This is a genomic window from Myxococcus xanthus (assembly GCF_013116825.1).
Taxonomy (GTDB): domain Bacteria; phylum Myxococcota; class Myxococcia; order Myxococcales; family Myxococcaceae; genus Myxococcus; species Myxococcus xanthus_B.
This window is the reverse complement of the sequence record NZ_JABFNS010000002.1, coordinates 1-17,860: the sequence shown is the minus strand read 5'-3', so window position 1 is coordinate 17,860 and position 17,860 is coordinate 1. Positions and strand designations below refer to the sequence as shown.

General features: G+C 69.5%; 15 protein-coding genes. 8 read left to right on the top strand and 7 right to left on the bottom strand.

The genetic code is table 11. The annotated features are described in order from the left end of the window. Window positions 1–204: 204 nt before the first annotated feature. Window positions 205–882, top strand: a complete 678-nt coding sequence (locus HNV26_RS00905) for a hypothetical protein (RefSeq protein ID WP_253816044.1) — start codon at window positions 205–207, stop codon at window positions 880–882. Window positions 883–1,137: 255 nt separating this feature from the next. Here the strand turns inward: HNV26_RS00905 and HNV26_RS39145 are convergent, their stop codons facing one another. Together HNV26_RS39145 and HNV26_RS00895 are read right to left on the bottom strand one after the other, a co-directional pair. Then, on the bottom strand, window positions 1,138–1,452 hold the full coding sequence (locus HNV26_RS39145) for a PQQ-dependent sugar dehydrogenase (protein WP_366816715.1): 315 nt from the start codon (window positions 1,450–1,452) through the stop codon (window positions 1,138–1,140). Window positions 1,453–1,770: 318 nt separating this feature from the next. Continuing rightward, window positions 1,771–2,496 carry a lysophospholipid acyltransferase family protein gene (locus tag HNV26_RS00895; RefSeq protein WP_171439343.1) on the bottom strand — a complete coding sequence of 242 codons (726 nt, stop codon included), beginning with the start codon at window positions 2,494–2,496 and terminating at the stop codon, window positions 1,771–1,773. A gap of 189 nt (window positions 2,497–2,685) precedes the next feature. Here HNV26_RS00895 and HNV26_RS00890 point away from each other — a divergent pair, with 189 nt between their 5' ends. The 5 genes from HNV26_RS00890 to HNV26_RS00870 all read left to right on the top strand — a co-directional run bounded on the left by HNV26_RS00890 (window position 2,686) and on the right by HNV26_RS00870 (window position 8,614). Then, window positions 2,686–3,585 (top strand): FkbM family methyltransferase, encoded by a 900-nt coding sequence (locus HNV26_RS00890; protein ID WP_171439342.1) that lies wholly within the window; start codon window positions 2,686–2,688, stop codon window positions 3,583–3,585. Between the two features lie 123 nt (window positions 3,586–3,708). Then, window positions 3,709–5,253 (top strand): glucose-6-phosphate dehydrogenase, encoded by a 1,545-nt coding sequence (gene zwf / locus HNV26_RS00885; protein ID WP_171439341.1) that lies wholly within the window; start codon window positions 3,709–3,711, stop codon window positions 5,251–5,253. After that, window positions 5,250–5,921 (top strand): 6-phosphogluconolactonase, encoded by a 672-nt coding sequence (gene pgl / locus HNV26_RS00880; protein WP_171439340.1) that lies wholly within the window; start codon window positions 5,250–5,252, stop codon window positions 5,919–5,921. Before zwf ends, pgl begins: the two co-directional genes overlap by 4 nt. A gap of 37 nt (window positions 5,922–5,958) precedes the next feature. Continuing rightward, window positions 5,959–7,383, top strand: coding sequence for an NADP-dependent phosphogluconate dehydrogenase (gnd, locus tag HNV26_RS00875; RefSeq protein WP_171439339.1), 1,425 nt, complete (start codon window positions 5,959–5,961; stop codon window positions 7,381–7,383). A 61-nt stretch (window positions 7,384–7,444) separates the two neighbouring features. After that, window positions 7,445–8,614, top strand: coding sequence for an acyl-CoA dehydrogenase family protein (locus tag HNV26_RS00870; protein ID WP_171439338.1), 1,170 nt, complete (start codon window positions 7,445–7,447; stop codon window positions 8,612–8,614). Between the two features lie 11 nt (window positions 8,615–8,625). Here the strand turns inward: HNV26_RS00870 and HNV26_RS00865 are convergent, their stop codons facing one another. From HNV26_RS00865 to HNV26_RS00850, 4 genes are all read right to left on the bottom strand, one after another. Continuing rightward, the gene (locus tag HNV26_RS00865) at window positions 8,626–10,263 is read right to left on the bottom strand and encodes an acetate--CoA ligase (protein ID WP_171439337.1); all 1,638 of its coding nucleotides are present in this window, start codon (window positions 10,261–10,263) and stop codon (window positions 8,626–8,628) included. 180 nt (window positions 10,264–10,443) lie between these two features. Then, on the bottom strand, window positions 10,444–11,847 hold the full coding sequence (locus HNV26_RS00860; RefSeq protein WP_171439336.1) for a zf-HC2 domain-containing protein: 1,404 nt from the start codon (window positions 11,845–11,847) through the stop codon (window positions 10,444–10,446). Next, complete coding sequence (locus tag HNV26_RS00855) at window positions 11,844–12,404, bottom strand: RNA polymerase sigma factor (protein WP_171439335.1); 561 nt, start codon at window positions 12,402–12,404, stop codon at window positions 11,844–11,846. The genes HNV26_RS00860 and HNV26_RS00855 overlap by 4 nt, the downstream gene beginning before the upstream one ends. A 134-nt stretch (window positions 12,405–12,538) precedes the next feature. Then, the gene (locus HNV26_RS00850; protein WP_020478155.1) at window positions 12,539–12,703 is read right to left on the bottom strand and encodes a hypothetical protein; all 165 of its coding nucleotides are present in this window, start codon (window positions 12,701–12,703) and stop codon (window positions 12,539–12,541) included. Window positions 12,704–12,864: 161 nt separating this feature from the next. Here HNV26_RS00850 and HNV26_RS00845 point away from each other — a divergent pair, with 161 nt between their 5' ends. Further along, window positions 12,865–13,872: a cupin-like domain-containing protein gene (locus HNV26_RS00845; protein ID WP_171439334.1), complete on the top strand. Its 1,008-nt coding sequence runs from the start codon at window positions 12,865–12,867 to the stop codon at window positions 13,870–13,872. A 27-nt stretch (window positions 13,873–13,899) separates the two neighbouring features. On the opposite strand, the gene HNV26_RS00840 is transcribed toward HNV26_RS00845, so the two are convergent. Then, the gene (locus HNV26_RS00840; protein WP_171439333.1) at window positions 13,900–16,644 is read right to left on the bottom strand and encodes a CHAT domain-containing protein; all 2,745 of its coding nucleotides are present in this window, start codon (window positions 16,642–16,644) and stop codon (window positions 13,900–13,902) included. Between the two features lie 452 nt (window positions 16,645–17,096). On the opposite strand from HNV26_RS00840, the gene HNV26_RS00835 reads away from it, so the two are divergent. After that, window positions 17,097–17,860: polysaccharide lyase family 20 protein (locus HNV26_RS00835; RefSeq protein WP_171452754.1), on the top strand; the 764-nt coding region annotated here is incomplete at its 3' end.

Sequence of the window (17,860 nt, the reverse complement as noted above, 5' to 3'; positions counted from 1 at the left end):
CTCTGGCCAGCGGGCAGCCTCCAACAGAGGGACTGCTCGCTCCAAGCGGCGGGCGCCTGCTCCCTTACTCCCTCACTCTGACATGCGCGCAAGTTCCTGTAATTCCTGGCCGTTCTGGAGAAGACGCCCCGCCACGTCCCCACTGGAGGCCCTCACGCACGGAGGGGGTTGGCCAATACGCTCCGAGCGGAGATGCTCGCGGGAATGACCGGGCTACAAATTGGCATCTTCGCCGGCATCCTCGGGGCGGGCGTCGGCGTCTCGAGCATCGTTGGCTACTTCCGCTGGCGCCGCTGGAAGCAGCAGATCCAGGCCTGGCAGGACTTCGCGGCGACCCGTGGCTGGTCCTTCATGCCGACGCCCGGCAGGTTCATGTACTCCGCGGGGACCTTGAAGATGGAGGGCAGCTACGCCGGGCGTCCGCTCACCCTGGAGACCGAGTACCGCCACCATGAGAAGGCGTACCGCATCGCCACCATCGTCCGGCACGAGCTCGGCGACGACTTTCCGCGCGAGGTGGTCATCCGGCCCGAGGGGCTGGGCGACAAGTTCCTCAAGCTGTTCGGCGTGCAGGACGAGCAAATTGGCGATGCCGGCCTCGACGCCGTGCTGGACCTGAAGAACGTCACCCCTCAGGCCCGCGCCATCCTCCTCAGCGCGGGCATGCGGCGCCCCCTGCTGAACCTGGCCCGCGCCTTCGAGGCCTTCTCCATCGAGAACGGCGTCCTGTCGGCGGAGGTGATAGACGACGTCCCATGCACCTCCGTCGAGTTGTACGGCATGCTGACGCCCGTGCGTGAGCTGGCCGACGCCGTGCAGGCCACGCGCGGCCATACCCAGTGGCGGTCGGAGGGCAGTGGACAGGAAGGCCCCCAGTCCTGAGGCTGGAGACCCCGCTGACACGCCGCGGGCCCCGCGCGTGCAAGAGCAGCCACGCGCAATCAGCTGCGACGCGAGCGCCGCCGCTGGAGCATGAGCCACGCAAGCGAGCCCCAGGCCAACGGCGCCAGCGGCATCGCGTTGCAGTTGCAGCCGCCCGGCTCGTTGGGAGGCGGAGGCTCGGCGCCCGCGTACGTTGGCCGCCATCGACGTCAGGTCCGCATTCACGCCCGTGCCGTTGCCCAGGTCGCCAATGGATCAGCACAGGGTTCCCTCCGGACCGAACCCAATGGCGCCGCCGTCATTGTTCGCGCCCCGCGTGGGCAGCCGACTGACGACGACGGTGCGCGCCGTGCCCGTCCTGTCCGCATCCGCGTAGCGGCCAATCTGCTGCTCCGACGCGGAGACGGTGATGAAGCAATAGACGTAGCGGCTGACCACGTAGTTCGGGTCGAACGCGATACCGATGAGGCCACACTCGCTGCTGGTGACGACCTCCTCCGTCGCGAACACCTGCGTCACCAGCGCGCTGTTCCCCGGCGGTGTTTGAGGCTGGCCGTCCTTCAGCGACACCACCGGACTCCGCCCGTCTTGAGGATGATGAACAGGCGGCATGAACCGTCCGGCGTCCATGCCATCCCCGTTGCCTGCGTGAGGGCATTGGAGGTGAAGGGCGTCTCCACGGCACCGCGGCCCAGCCGGGCGAAGACAGCCCCCCAAGTAACATCAAAGTAGAGCGCATGGATGTTGAGGACAACGCAATGCGTCCCACAGCACGCCAGAGACGTTCGCGGTGACTCACCCATCCTGTATTGGATTGTGTCAGTGTTTCCGCCCCCATTGCCTGCACCAGGGGAGCCTATCCGTGGACAGGCGCGTGCGCGGAGACATTCAGCCCGTCTTCGCCAACGTCTGCTCGAACAGCGCACGAACCTGCGCGGCCAACGCCTGTGAGTCCGGACCGAAGGACTCCGGCGGCAGCGCGGGAAGCACGCGCACGCGGATGGCGGCGGTGGGACTCATCCAGGGGCCGTCTCCGTCCAGCAGCCCTGGCGTGCCCTCCACCACCACGGGCACCACCGGCACATGCTCCTCCAGCGCGAGTTGGAAGGCGCCCCGCTTGAAGGGCAACAACTGCCCGCCCTTGGAGTACGTCCCCTCCGGGAAGATGAGCACTGGCATGCCACGACGAAGCCAGCGCCGGCACGGGTCCAGGAGCTGGTTCATGGCGGTGGATGAGCCCCGGACGATGGGCACGTAGGCCAGCAACGTCATCATCCACCCCACCAGGGGCAGCGAGAACAGCGACGCCTTCGCCACGAACTTGTAGGGATGGAACAGGCCCATGACGGCGAGGATGTCCGCCGCGGACTGGTGGTTGACCACCATCACACAGGGCCCGGGCGGAATGAGCTCACGGCCTTCGATTCGCGTGCGCCATCCTGGGGATGCGTGCAGCCACAGGCCGTAGCACCAACGACAGACCAGTGCGTGCAAGAGCCGCCGGTCCCGGTCGAACGGGTATGTGACGACGAGCAGCAGCGCGCCCAGGGTGAACAGCACCGGGGCGGTGAGCAGGAAGACGACCCAGAACCAGAACGTGACGGCGTACTTCATGGCGAGGCCTCAGGCATACCACCTTCGGGCCCATCCCACGCGCCCCTCCTGACGGCGCCGCATTCCCACGGCCGCGCCCCTCCCATCCAGCCGGCCGGCCTGGAGGGCGCCAGGGAGACTGGCCCTCCAGGGCGATCCGCCGTTCCTTGCCCGTGGACCTGCCGCTGCCATAAACGCGGGAGCGCCCCCATGCGTCCCATCGCCCCCGCGCTCCGAGCCGCCCGACTCGCTCACACGTTCGTCCCCTTCAGCCAGCTGCGCACGGCGCGGTTGCTGTTGGAGCTGAACGGTCAGCAGCCGTTAGAGGTCCAGCGCAGGCTGTTTGGCTATGACCTGACATTGAAGGCCCACCGCAGCACGACGCACATGCTGCTGTACCTGCAGGGCAATGACTTCCTGTCGGACCTCCCGCTCATCGCCCCCCATCTGCGGCCGGGCATGGTGGCCTTCGATGTGGGAGCCAGCATCGGCTACCTGTCCATGTACCTGCGCAGCCGCATCGGCCCGCTGGGACAGCTCTTCAGCTTCGAGCCCGAGCCGGAGAACTACGCGGAGCTGAACGCCAACTTCCAGAACAACCACCTGCGCAACTGCCAGGCCATCCAGGCAGCGGTGGGCTCGCAGGAAGGCGTCATCACCTTCGCCACGGGCCTCAACCGACACGTTCCCGAAGAGGGCGCGGAGGGCATCACCGTCCCGGTCGTCACCGTGGACGGCTTCGTCCAGAAGCAGGGCCTGTCACGCGTGGACTTCGTGAAGGTCGACGTTGAGGGCTTCGAGTTGGACGTGCTGGCCGGCATGAGGGCCACGCTCGAACGTCCGGACAAGCCCATCCTCTACATCAAGGCCCACGGACGGGGTGAGCATGCGCGAGCCGGCCCTCGCCGCGTCTGCGAGGTGCTGGAAGGTCACTACAAGAACATCCGCGCGTACGTGTCCCCGGACGACTTCAAGGCGAAGCAGAGCCACCTGCGCCGTCTGTGGGGTCGGGTGTCGCCTTTCGGAGACATTGAGCAAGCATGCCGTGTCGACCTGCGCGAAGTGAAGCAGCGCGACACCCAGCGGTACCAACTGCTCTGCCTGCCTTGAAGGGGCGGAGCAGGCGCGCTTCCGCAACGTCGGACCGGCGTCACTGCCCGCACTCCCCCTTGCCCGGTGGTTGCGCAGAAGGCGTAAGGTGCCCGCCGGACCGAACCCGGAGGGAGGCAGCGAATGGACGTGCATCAGGGCCTGCACATCGAGACCCATCCCCGAGAAGGAGACCCGCTGGTCCGCGCCCGGCGGCCCGACCCGTGCGCGCTGGTGTTGTTCGGCGCCACTGGAGACCTGGCCCAGCGCAAGCTGTTCCCGGCCCTCTTCGAGCTGGCGCGAGACCACCTGCTGCCGAAGAACTTCGCCGTCGTCGCATTCAGCCGCTCCGAAGGAGACAGCGAGGCATTCCGCGAGCATGTGAAGGCGTCCCTGCTGCAGTTCGCCCGCACCCAGCCCCTGGACGAGGCCATCTGGAACGACTTCGCCCCGCGCCTGGAGCTCATCTCCGGCGGCTATGACGACCCGAAGTCCTTCGTGCGCCTGCGCGAGGAGCTCGACCGGGTCGCCCAGAAGTTCGGCACCCAGGGCAACCAGTTCTATTACCTGGCCACCCCGGCCTCCACCTTCCCCCAAATCCTCCACGGCCTGTCGGAGTCGGGGCTGCTGAAGCGCCAGGAACAGACGGACCCGCACCCGTGGCAACGGCTCATCATCGAGAAGCCCTTCGGCCACGATCTGGAGAGCGCCCGCGCGCTCAACCGCGAGCTGGCGGCGGTGTTGGACGAGCGGCAGATATTCCGCATCGACCACTACCTGGGCAAGGAGACCGTCCAGAACATCCTCGTCTTCCGCTTCGCCAACGCCATCTTCGAGCCGCTGTGGAACCGGCAGCACATCGACCACGTGGAAATCACCGCGGCGGAGACGCTGGGGGTGGAGGGGCGTGGCGGCTTCTACGACGAGACGGGCGTCATCCGGGACATGGTGCAGAACCACCTGCTCCAGGTGCTCGCGCTGTGCGCCATGGAACCGCCCGTGTCCTTTGGCGCCGAGGACATCCGCGACGAGAAGACCAAGGTCTTCCGCGCGCTGCGCCCGCTGGAGGGCCGCGAGGTCTCCCGCGCGGTGGTGGCCGGTCAGTACGACGGCTACCTCCAGGAGAAGGGCGTGAAGGCCGGCTCGCGCACGCCGACCTACGTCGCCATGAAGGTGAACATCGACAACTGGCGCTGGGCGGGCGTGCCCTTCTATCTGCGCGCGGGCAAGAAGCTGAAGCGGCGCGTGACGGAGGTATCCATCCACTTCAAATCGGTGCCCATCAGCCTCTTCTCCGGGGAAGGCGCCACCTGCCAGCGGCTGCAGCCCAACGTGCTCACGCTGCGCATCCAGCCCCAGGAAGGCATCGCGCTCTCCTTCGAATCCAAGGTGCCCGGCGAGGATGTCAACATCGCGGGCGTCACCATGGACTTCAACTACCAGGAGACCTTCCAGCGGCCGGTCCCCGAGGCCTATGAGCGCCTGCTGCTGGACTGCATGCGCGGCAACGCCACCCTCTACGCGCGGCAGGACAGCGTGGAGCAGGCGTGGACCTTCGTGACGCCCATCCTCCAGGCCCTGGAGTCCGGCGAGGGCGGACCGGCGCATGGCTACCCTGGTGGAAGCGCGGGCCCGGACGCCGCGGCCGCGCTGCTGGCCCGGGATGGCCGCCGGTGGACTGGCCTGTGAGCGCCACGCGCACACACGTCGTGCCCACCGAGTCCCTGCCCCGGGAAGCCGCGGCGTGGATGGCGCGCGCGCTCCAGGACGGGCTCGCCACCCAGCGTCGCGTCAGCCTGGCCCTGTCGGGCGGCAGCACGCCGGGGCCCGCGTACCGAGCGCTGGCGGGGCAGGTGCTTCCCTGGGAGCGCGTGGACATCTACTTCGTGGACGAACGCTTCGTTCCGCCCGACCACGTGGACAGCAACTACCGGATGGTGGAGGACACGCTGCTGCGTCCTCTTCGGCTGTCGCCGTCGCAGGTGTTCCGCATGGAGGGTGAGCGAGAGGACCGGGACGCCGCCGCGAAGGACTACGCGGCGAAGCTGCCTGCTGCCCTGGACGTGGTGCTGTTGGGAATGGGAGAGGACGGGCACACGGCCAGCCTCTTCCCTGGCCACCCCGCGCTGGAGGAGTCCGAGCAGCGCGTCCTGGCGGTGGTGGGGCCCAAGCCGCCGCCCTGGCGGATGACGTTGACGCTGCCGGTATTGCGGTCCGCGCGGCACGTGCTGACCCTCGTATCGGGGGCGGGCAAGCAGGACACGGTGCGCCGGGCGCTGGCGGGGGACCTGAGCCTCCCCGCCGCCCGGGTGACGAACTCGGAGTGGATGCTGGACCCCGCCGCCGCCGGGCGGTGAGGGCTCCCAGTCGCGAACCTTCCAGGAGGAAGCAACGATGAGTGAGGCAGCGGGCGCGCAGTTCGGCGTGGCGGGAATGGGCGTCATGGGGGCGAGCCTCGCCCTCAACATCGCGGACCACGGCTTCCGGGTGGCCGTGTGGGACAGGCATGCGGAGCGCATCGATGAGATGCACCGCAAGCACGGACACCCCGAGGTCTGGGGCACCGAGTCGCTGGAGGCCTTCATTCAGCGGCTGGAGCGCCCGCGCAAGGTGCTGCTGATGGTGACGGCGGGCGCGGCGGTGGACTCCATGCTGGAGCGCCTGCTGCCGCTGATGGCGGAAGGCGACGTCATCATGGACGCCGGCAACTCGTGGTTCCTGGACACGCGCCGCCGCGAGGAGCAGTGCAAGGCCAAGGGCGTCCACTTCCTGGGCGTCGGCGTGTCCGGCGGCGAGGAGGGCGCGCGCAACGGCCCCTCCATCATGCCGGGCGGTGCCCCCGCGGCGTACGAGCTGGTGCGTCCGGTGTTCGAAGCCATCGCCGCGATGACGGACATGGGGCCGTGTGTCACCTACGTGGGGGCGGACGGCGCCGGGCACTTCGTGAAGATGGTGCACAACGGCATCGAGTACGCGGACATGCAGTTGCTCGCGGAGACGTACGACGTGCTGCGACGCGGGCTCGGGCTGGACGCGGACGCGTTGGCGGACCTGCTGTCCCAGTGGGACCATGGCATCGCCGGCTCGTTCCTGCTGGAGACCACCATCAAGGTGCTGCGCCAGAAGGACCCGGAGACGGGCAAGCCGCTGGTGGACCTGGTGTTGGACAAGGCGGGCCAGAAGGGCACCGGCAAGTGGACGGTGCAGGTGGCGCTGGATTTGGGCGTCCCGATTCCCTCCATCGCCGCGTCACTGGACGCGCGCATCCTGTCCTCCATGAAGGACGAACGCGTGGCCGCCGCGCCGAAGCTGAACGGCCCGGTGGGGCAGCTCAGCAAGGAGGAGCGGGCGCAGCTGGCGGCGTGGACGCATGACGCGCTCTACGCGGCGCGTGTGGTGACGTATGCGCAGGGCATGCGGCTCATCCAGGCGGCGTCCCAGGAGTATCAGTGGGACATCAACCTGGCGGAGCTGGCGCGCATCTGGCGGGGTGGCTGCATCATCCGCGCGAAGCTGCTCACGCCCCTGCGTGAGGCCTTCCTGCAGCAGCCGACGCTGCCCAACCTGATGGTGTCCGACGCCTTCGCGCCGGTGCTGGAGCGCATGGCCCCCGCGTGGCGGCAGGTGGTGGGCGTCGCCACGCGCGTGGGCATCCCCGTGCCGGTGTTCAGCGCCTCGCTGGCGTACCTGGACAGCTACCGCTCCGCGGAGCTGCCGCAGAACCTCACCCAGGCACAGCGTGACGCCTTCGGCGCACACACGTATCAGCGCAAGGACAGACCGGAAGCGGGCTTCGTCCACACGGAGTGGGGCAAGTAGCCACTTTTCACAGACATCGAGCATCAGGCATCCTTGAAGCTCTCTTTCCGGAGCCTCGACCATGACGCTGGATGCCGGAGCGGACCTGCTGCATGCGGTACGTGAGTTGGCCCCTGCCCTCTCCGCTCGCAGCGGGGAGATTGAGCAGGCACGGCAGCTCCCCTTGGACCTCATCGCCACGCTGAAGGACATCGGCGTCTACCGGATGCTTGTCCCTCGCAGCCATGGCGGGCTGGAGCTGAACCTTGTCACCGGGCTGGACGTCCTCTCCGAGCTGGCCCGCGCGGACGCCTCCACCGCCTGGACGATGATGATTGCCACGGAGAGTCCCCAACTCTTCGCCCTCCTCCTCCGCGAGGAGTTCGATGCCATCTACGCCGCCGGGCCCAATGCCACCGTGGGCGGCGCCTTCAATGCCCAGGGCAAGGCCGTGCAGGTGGACGGCGGCTACCGCGTCACCGGCCACTGGAACTTCGCCACAGGCTGCCGCCAGAGTGAATGGCTGTTCGGCAACTGCGTCGTCCTTGGCCCAGACGGCGAGCCCCGCCCTGGTCCCGCCGAGGGCATGCCCGAGACGCGCGCCATGCTGCTCCCCGCCAACGAGGTCCGCATCATCGAGCACTGGGACGTGCTCGGCCTGCGCGGCACCGGCAGCCACGACATCGCCATCGACGCCTTCGTCCCCCAGCAACGCACCTTCGACATCTTCACCGGCCAGCCCTCCGTGCCGGGCGCCAACTTCGTGGTGCCGGTGCTGCACTACGCCATGCACATCGGCGCGGTGGCGGTGGGCATCGCCCAGGGCGCGGTGGACGACCTGCTCACCCTGGCCCGCTCGGGCAAGCGCCGGCTGTACGCGCGCACCTCGCTCGTGGACTCCCCTGTGTTCCGCAACCGGCTGGGCCGCGCGGAGACGGGCGCCCGCGCCGCTCACGACGCCCTCCGCCGCATGGGTGAGGTGTTCTGGGATGCCTGCCAGCAGTCCCCGGTGAAGGCCTTCGCCCTCGCGCCGCAGGTGTCCGCCACCCTGACGTGGGCCGTGGAGACAGCCGCCGAGGTCGTGACGGCCTGCTACCACGCGGGCGGCGCCACGTCCGTGCGCGATGGCGCATCGCTCCAGCGCCGTTTCCGCGACATCCACACCCTCACCCAGCACGCGGCCGTGGCGGAGGGCTGGTTCACCCAGGAAGGCAGCGCGCTCCTAGGCTTCCCCGTCCTCTTCGAAGCCTGACGGCGCGCCCGCTACGTCCGCGGGGTGCGCAGCTCCGCGCGGCGAATCTTCCCACTCACCGTCTTGGGCAGCTCGGTGACGAACTCGATTTCGCGCGGGTACTTGTAGGGCGCCGTCGTCCGCTTCACGTGCTCCTGCAATGCCTGCGCGAGCGCCGGGGAGGCCGCATGCCCCGGGGCCAGCACCACGAAGGCCTTCACCCGCTGGCCAATCTTCTCGTCCGGCACACCGATGACGGCCGACTCCGCCACCGCGTCATGCTCCAGCAGCGCGGACTCCACCTCGAAGGGCCCCACGCGGTAGCCCGACGTCTTGATGACGTCATCCGCGCGTCCCACGAACCAGAAGTAGCCGTCCGCGTCGCGCACGGCCCGGTCTCCCGTCACGTACCAGTCACCACGCCGGCACGCGGCGTTGGCCGCGTCGTCCCCGAGATAGCCCTGGAACAACCCCACGGGCCGCTCGGGCGCCACCCGCACCGCGATGTCCCCCTCCTGTCCGTCCGCCACCTCCTGCCCCTGGTCGTCGATGACGCTCACAGTGAAGCCCGGGGACGGCTTGCCCATGGAGCCCACGCGCGGCGCCATGGAGGGGAACATGCCCACAATCATCACCGTCTCCGTCTGCCCGTAGCCCTCATGGATGTGCAGCCCGGTGGCGTCCTTCCACGTGTCGATGACTTCCGGATTGAGCGGCTCGCCCGCGCTCACCGTGTGCCGCAGCGAGGACAGGTCGAAGGCCTTCAAGTCCTGGAGCACCAGCGCCCGCCACGCGGTGGGCGGCGCGCAGAAGGTGGTGACCTTCTGCGTCTCCAGCACCTTCAGCAGCTTCGCGGGCTCGAAGCGGCCACGGAAGTCATAGACGACGTTGCACGCGCCCTGGCTCCACGGGCCGAAGAGCTTGCCCCACGCGCACTTGGCCCAGCCGGTGTCGCTGAGCGTCAGGTGCCGGTCCTCTGGCGTCAGGTCCAGCCAATAGCGGCCGGTAATCACGTGCCCCTGCCCGTAGCTGGCCTGCGTGTGCAGCACCATCTTCGGCATGCCCGTGGTGCCCGACGTGAAGTAGATGAGCAGCGGCGCATCCGCGCGCGTGGGCTCGAAGGCGGCGCCCACCTCCGCCTCCGCGACGCCGGACACGTAGCGCCCCCACGGCGACGGCGCGCCCTCGCCCACCGACACCCAGGTGCGGACCCGGCCCGCCGTCCCCACCAGGCCGTCGAAGCGCTCCAGGCAGCTCACGTCCGCAATCACCGCCTGGGCCTCCGCCACCTCCAACCGGTAACGGATGTCCTTCGGCGTGAGCATGGGCGTGCCCGGCATGAAGACGATGCCCGCGCGAATGCAGCCCAGCACCAGGAACCACCACTCCGGCACGCGCGGCATCATGATGAAGACCCGGTCCCCCCGGCGAAGCCCCTGCTCCATCAGGAAGCGGGCCGCGTGCAGCGAGCGCCGCCGCAAGTCCTCCCACGTGAAGCGCCGTGCCTGCCCGGCCTCGTCGGACCACAGCAGGGCCAGCGCCTCCGGGCGCTCGGCGGCGTGCCGGTCGATGACGTCGGCCGCGAAGTTGAAGTGCTCGGGCCGCTCCCAGCGGAAGTCCCGGCGGGTGGCCTCGTAGTCCTTCATGTTCCGAGGGGGTGACAGGGGCATGGCGGCCGACTCCTGGGGGGAAGAAACCAACCACCAGAGCCTGCCACGACACGCCAGGGACGTCCTTCACGAGCCCCGCGTTCGCCCGGTCCCGGACACGCGCCTGCACGAAGCCCGCAAAAGCAAGAGGCCGACCCTGTCACAGGCCGGCCTCCGCGCGACGTCACCCGAAGCGAGCGCTCAGTTGATTTCAGCGCACGGGAAGAGCGTGTTGTACGCACCACACGTACGGAGCGTGGCCAGCAGCAGGTGCTCGGCGTTGGCCGCGCGGCCGGACGCCTCCTCGCTCCGGGCCCGCTCACGCTCGGCCAGCAGGTTGAGCCACGGGTCCCTGGAGCCATGGGCGTAGCGCTGCAGGGCCTTGAGCGACTCCGCATCCCGGGTGGCCTCGCCCGTGTGGAGCAGCGCGCCGACGTACAGGTCCGTCTCCTGGGAGACGCGCAGGCGCTCCAGCAGACCGGGCACCAGCGCCCCCTTCACCAGCCGCGCATAGTCCTCCGCCAGCGGCGCACGCACCTTGAAGTCGCGGGATGCCGCATCCCGGACGTAGTCCTGGAGCACCGTGCCTTCACCCAGCCCATCCAACGCCGAGGCGAGCGGCAACAGTGAGGCCACCGCGTTCGCCGAAGTGGCCGTACGCACCGCTTCATAGAGGGCCGCTCGCGTCACCGCGGGCTGCTCCCGCACCAGGTACGCCGCATCCGCCGTCTTCTCGGTGAGCTGCGCCCACGTCTCCCGCACCTGGCGCTGCCACCGCGCGGCCTCCGCGTCACGCAGCGCACGCATCTCGTCCGCGCGCTTCTCCGCGGCCACCTGCCAGCCCGCCGCCTGGCCCGGCAGCGACGCGACGTCGCGGAACGACGCCTCCGCCTGCTTCAGCAGGCCCAGCCCCCGCAGCGCCAGCCCCCGGTTCCACAGCGCCTGCGCATGCCGCGGCTCCTGGCGCAGCGCGCCACCGAGCAGGTTCAGCGCCTCCTCCCACCGCTGCCCGCTGAGGGCCACCACCGCACGGTCATTGTCCCGGTCCGCCGAGGCCGGTGCCCGCGACAGGAAGGACTCCGCCTGCTGCCAGTCCCCGCGCAGCGCATAGGCGGCGGCGATGCCCCGGAAGTCCTGCTGCTCCTCCAGCTCCGCCAGGGGACGCAGCGGCAGCGGGTTCGCGGCGCCGGACGTGCCGCGCATCGGCTCGTAGGGCCGGAAGCGGTCCGCCATCGGGTGGCTGAGCCGCGCCTCCAAGGTCCGCACGTCCGCGCCCGCCAGCCACACGTCGGTGGGAGCCTCCGGCTGTGTCTGGAGACGGAACACGCCCACCGCCGCCAACCCCGCCGCCAACGCCACCGGCACCACCGTGCGGGACATCCGCTGCATCCACGGGCGCAGCGGCGTCACCTTCGCAGGCGGCGGCTCGGCGACGCTGGCGCTACCCCCCAGGGCGCGGGAGGCCAGCAGCTCCAATTGAAGCAGCTCCCTCAGCCCCGCCTCGCATTCAGGGCAGCGCCCCAGGTGCTGGCGGAAGACCTCCGCGTCGGGAGCGGACAGCTCTCCGTCCACGAAGAGGTGCAGATTGGTGCATGGCGTCGTCATGAGCTCGTGGCCCCCTGCTCCCGGGCTACCGCCACCTGGGGCAGCAGCAGTTCCTTCAAATCCCTACGGGCCAGGGTGAGCCAGCTGCCCACGGTGCCCACGGGAACATTGAAATGCTCGGCGATGGCGTTGTAGCGCTTGCCCTCCGCGTGCAGGCGGTAGGCGTCACGCAGGTGCGGCTTCAGCCGCTCGATGGCCTTCTGGAAGGCGTCGGTGCTCACCAGCGCCCAGTTCTCCTGGGTCTCCTCCGGTGACACCGCCAGGTCCTGGACCAGCGCCAGGTGCGGCATCCCCCGGGACTCCGTCCGCTGGCGGCGGCAGTAGTCCAGGAAGCGGTTCGTCATCGTCGTACACAGCCACGCAGCCGCCGCGGAGTCCGTCCGGTCCTTCAGATGCGCGAACTCCGGCATCGCCCGCTCGAAGGTCTCCTGGACGAGGTCCTCCGGCTCCAGGCTGGAGCGGGCACACAACCGGCGGGCCAGCCCCAGAAGGCTGGGCCGATGCTGACGGATGAACGCCTCGAAGCGCCTCCGGTCCCGGTTGAAGAGGTTGGACATGCAGCCCCACTCACATGCGCGCCTGCGCGTTACCCAGTCAAAGACGCGCAGCGGTCCAATCCTTGAGAAGAAAAAAGAAGGACCCGGACAGAAAAATGCCCGGGAGGGTGAAAAACCCTGCCCGGGCCTGGAGTTCAGCGGACCTGGCTGGCGTTCGGATGCTCCGGTCCGACCAGGGGAGGAACCGCCGGCGACGGCAGCGGGAGCCGCTTGCGCGGGGCCACGCTGGCCGTGTCGCAGTTGACGTAGGTGTTCTTGACATGGGCTTCACCGGACTCGGAATCCAAGCTACCGGCCATAAGGGATTCGACGGGCGTCATGAGCGCTCGCACCTCGCGATGGGGATGGTCTGAAAGCTAGACATGGATGATACGACAACACGTACAGTCCTTATCATGACACGCGCCAACCCCGCGCATCTGACGGGGCAATTCGCGACATGGAATTCACGGAGTTCTGAATGAGCAGGGAAGATTCGCGCCTGGCATTGGAGTGGCACACCTGGCTGGCGGAGAACCTCGCCCTGGGCGTGAGCACGGAGGACGCGCAGCGGGTGCTCGAAGACGCGGGCGTGGAGGCTTCGCTGGCGCAGCGGGAGATCGCCGCGGCACAGGCGCACCCCTACGTGGTGGCGGCGCGGCGGATTGGCCGGCGCTACGAGTGGCTGGAGGCGCTGGCGGACCTCTACGCGGAGCTGCACCGTCAGTCCGGCGCGGTGACGCTGGAGAAGCGCCGAGGGGTGAGCCCGGAGGAGTTCTTCACCCGCTACTACTTCGGCCACCGGCCGGTGGTGCTGCAAGGCTTCATGGAGGACTGGCCGGCGATGCGCCGCTGGTCGCTCGCGGACTTCCGGGAGCGCTTCGGGGACGTGGAGGTGGAGATCATGTCTGGGCGCGACGCCAACCCGGACCATGCCTCGCAGCCCGACAAACACCGCCAGGTGGTGAAGCTGCGCGACTACGTCCAGCGGGTGGAGACGGGCGGCGAGACGAATGACTTCTACATGGTGCCGCGCAACGAGAACTGGAAGCGCGACGGACTGGCCCGGCTGCGCGAGGACATCCGCGCGCCCGCGGGCCTCATCGACCCGGAGCTGCGCCCCGACATGACGACGCTGCTGCTGGGGCCGCCGGGCACCGTCACCCCGCTCCACCACGACAACATGAACGTGCTGCTGGGCCAGGTGATGGGCCGCAAGCACGTGCGGCTGGTGCCGTCCTTCCAGCGCCACCTCGTCTACCCGCGCCATGGAACCTTCAGCGCCGTGGACGCGGCGAACCCGGACGCGGCGCGCTTCCCGCTCTACGGCGAGGCCACCGTCCTGGAGGGCGTGGTGGAGCCGGGCGAGCTGCTCTTCCTGCCCGTCGGGTGGTGGCACTGGGTGCGCGCACTGGACGTGAGCGCCACTGTCACGTTCCATCATTTCCAGCTCCCGGGAGGCAACACGCACCTGAGGACTCCGCAGTAGACGGCCACGCCGCGCGGCCGCCCGCGCTCAATATGACTCCACGAGGATGACGTGCCGGGTCCACCCGGCACGGCTGTCCCGCTCCAGCCAGCGCTGACGCTCATCCCGCAGCGCCACCGCCGGCGCGGCCCCTTCGCGGATGCGGCGCCGGACCCCATCGAAGAAGCGGCCGGCGGCATCCGGGATGTCCACCGTGGAGGCCAGCACCGCCCGCGCGCCCGCGTCGATGAAGGCCGCGGGCAGGCTGAAGGGCTCGTGGCTGGTGGTGGTGCTCGCCGCGCGTCCGGCGCTGCAGGCCGCCAGGAACACCATGGGCGCCCCCGTGAGCGTCTGCTGCCGCACCACGTCCGCGGTGAGCGCGTAGCGGCCGCTCGTCTCCGGGGACAGCACCACCAGCGACGCATCCGAGAGCGCCGGGTCCATGATGCCGTGGGCGTGGATTTCGATTTCGGTGGCGTCCCGCATGTCCGCCAGCACGCGCGCGGGCGTGGCGTCCGAGCCGGACAGCACCTGCAGCGGCACCGCCTCCGGCTCCTGCGAGGGCAACCACTGCGGCAGCCGCGGCAGTTGGAGCAGCGCGGGCGCATCCACGCTGGAGACGACGAGCCGCCGGGCCGTGGGCGTGGTGCGCGGCTGGGCCGTGCGGCCGAGCCGGAAGCTCCAGGGCACCTCCGGCGGCAACAGGTCCGTGCGGCCGAAGACGGGCGGCCAGGCGAGCACGTCCACGCGCTCGCAGCCACGCAACACCTCACGCAGCCGATCCGGCACCAGCCGCGAGGTGTCCGCGCGGATGAATGGCCCCTGCCGGTCCGTCTCGTAGTGGCCCAGCACCTGGCCTTGCGTCCCGCGCGCCACCAGCACCGTGCGCTCGCCATGCACCGCCGCCGCCAGGGCGCAGCGCTGGGGCACGGGCGTGCCCAACTGCGCGGCCATCAACTCCAACGCCTGGGTGTACTCTCCCGCCTTGCCCGCGTCCGTGACGAGCGACGAATAGCTCAGCGCCCAGGCCTCGCGCGCCAGTGAATCTCCCCGAGGCAACGCCTCCGCCTCGGTGATGGTCTGCCGCAGCAGCGCCAGCCCCCGGGCTCTGTCGGAATCCAGCAGGAAGCGGCCCTCCACGTAACGGGCATACACCGCGTCGCTGGGCATGGGGTTGCTGTGGTCGGCCCACGTGAGGGCCTGCCGCAGCAACGCCTCGTCCCCAGGCTTCGGCCGGGTGCGCGACAGCTCCGCGAGGTTGACGGCGAACAGCAGGCTCAGCGGCTCGTTCTTGCAGGCGGCGTTCGCGTCCACCTCGCGGCGCGCGTCGTCCATGCGGTTGTCCAGGTAGTACGTGTGGGCCAGGTTCTCCCGGGGCCAGACGCAGTTGACGTGCCCGCGGGCGGACCACTCCTCCACATAGGCGCGCGAGCTGGCGAAGTCCCCGCGTGAGCGGGTGATGGCGGCCAGCGCCTCCAGGGCGGTGAACTCCATGTCCCACTCCCGGAGCTGGCGCGCCCAGGCCCAGGCGGCGCGGGCGTGCTGCTCGCCCTCGGTGAGGCGCTGGAGGTCGGCGTAGAGGATGCCCAGGCGCAGCTCCAGGTCCACGCAGCGCGCGGCCAGGCCGCCCTCGCGGCAGCGCTGGAGCGCGTTGAAGATGCGCTGCTCGGCCTTCCACCACTGGCCCTCGGCCGTCTCGCGGATGGCCTCCTCACGCTCGATGTAGAGGTTGAACCAGGGGTCGTTCTGGCGCTTCGCCCGCTCCACCACCTGCGAGAACATGCGGCGCGTGGCCCGCGTGTGCTGGGCCGTGCCCAGGAAGAGGTCGTCCTCTCCCGACGCCAGCACCCGCTCCAGCAGCTTGTCCGGCTGGTTCAGCTTGCCGCGCACCAGCGACGCGTACTCGCGCGACAGCGCGCCGCGGCGCGTGAAGTTCCGGCCGCTCACCCGCTTGACGTAGTCCGTCAGCGCGGAGCCGCCGTGGCCGCGGTCCAGCTCCTGCGCCAGGGGCAGCAGGGCCAGGACGCGCTCCTTCGACGGCGCCGCGCGGACCACTTCATAGAAGGCCTGCCGGACGATGCCCGGGTCCTTGCGGGCCGCCTCCAGCGGAAGCGGTGCCTGAGGGTCATCCACCAGCGCCAGCGTGGCCGCGCGCGCTTCCTTCCACCGGCGGGCGCGCTCCATCGTGGCGTCGCGTTGCTCGCGAGCGTTGGCCTTCGCCTCGCGGCTCCAGCCCGGCTCCCCCATCAGCGCCACCTGTTCGAAGGTGTCCGCCGCCTTCATCGTGAGCCCCATCGCCTGGAGCACCAGCGCGCGGTTCCACATGGCCTGCGCATGCTTCGGCTGCGCCTTCAGCACGCCGTCCAGCAACCGCAAGGCCTGCTCATGCGCGCCGCGGGCGAGGTACACCGCGGCCAAATCACTGTCGCGGTCCGGAGAGGCGGGCATGCGCTCCAGGAACGAGGCCGCCTGGTTCCACTCACCCTGAAGGGCATACGCGGAGGCGATACCGGACAGGTCGCCCGCTTCCTCCAGCCGGGCGAGGTCTCGCAGCGGGATGGGTTCGGGAGCCACGGGGCAGCCGCCCGCCGACATGCGTGGCCGGTAGCGGTCCGCTTCGGGGTGCGTGAGCCGGGCCTCGATGCGTGACGCGGAGCGGCGCTCCGCCCAGAACTGCGCGGATACAGGTGCCCCGCTTCCCTTGGAGGGCGTGCGGGCAAGAAGGACGGTCAACACCAAGACGGGCGTGGCCAGCGCCAGGACCAGGACTTTGTCGTACGCCGGCTTCAACATACTGCCCCCTCGGGCGCCATCCCCCAAGCAGTCGCCCAACCACCGCGTTGTACACCATCCACCGTTCCCCACCGACTTCCGACGGAGGCTGGGCGGCCAGAAACAGACGCCTGGCTCATCGCCACCCGCGGCATTTCTCCCGCTTTTTCCAACCCACCTCCCCGACTGCCCGCCCGCGATTCGCCAGGTGGTCAGGCCGTGAACCAGGCGGCCTGACCTGGAGACGGCTTGCGCCGAAAACCTTGAGTGCAGGTCCTCCGCGCATCCCTCCGGAATCACTGTGTCCTCGGGGGAAAAAGCCAGCATGGCGCCAGGGGCTCGCCCGTCAGGCGGCCCTTCTCATGAGGTGGCGGCGCCACGCCCGCCCGAGGGTTCTACGAGAGGGCACGAGCGGGAAGCAGCACGTCCGCCTGAGTGTCCCACTGCGCCAACCTGGAACGAAAGGACCTCGCTTGACGCAGCTGCTTCGACTCGCCGCCCTGGTGTCTCTGATTCCCTCGTTCGCCTCCGCGGACGTGGCGTGGAAAGGCGACTTCGAGACGGGCAATACCTCGCAGTGGACGCGCAGTCAGAGCGTCTCCAACAGCCGTCTCCAGGTGGTGACGGATGTGGTCCGCGAGGGCCGCTATGCGCTGAAGGCCACGGTGCGCCAGGGCGATGACCCCATCAACGCCAGCGGCAACCGCAATGAGCTGCTCTACATCAGCCAGGAGAAGACGGACTCCACCTGGTACTACAAGTGGAGCACCCTCTTCCCCACCAACTACCCGCTCGATGACAGCTGGCAGGTCTTCGCGCAGTGGCATCAGGAGGGCTGCTGCGGCTCACCGCCGCTGGAGTTCTACGTGCGCGGCGAAGCGATGCACATGCGCGTGGGCGGCGCGAAGGGCAAGGTGCTGTGGACGGCCCCGCTCAAGCGCGGTGACTGGAGCGACTTCGTGTTGCAGGTGAAGTGGTCGCCCAACGCGAAGACGGGCTTCGTCCAGCTCTGGCACAACAACGAGGTCGTCGTGCCGAAGACCTACGTCGCGACGCAGTTCGGCAAGGAGATGAACTACCTGAAGCTGGGCCTGTACCGCGACGACGCCATCCGTCCCGAGGCCAGCGTGTACCACGACGGCTTCACCATGGCCTCGACGCTGGAGGAGGTCATGCCGCCGCCGGCACCGGAGCCGGCCCCCGAGCCCCCCGCGCCTCGTCGGCGCCCAGCGGACTC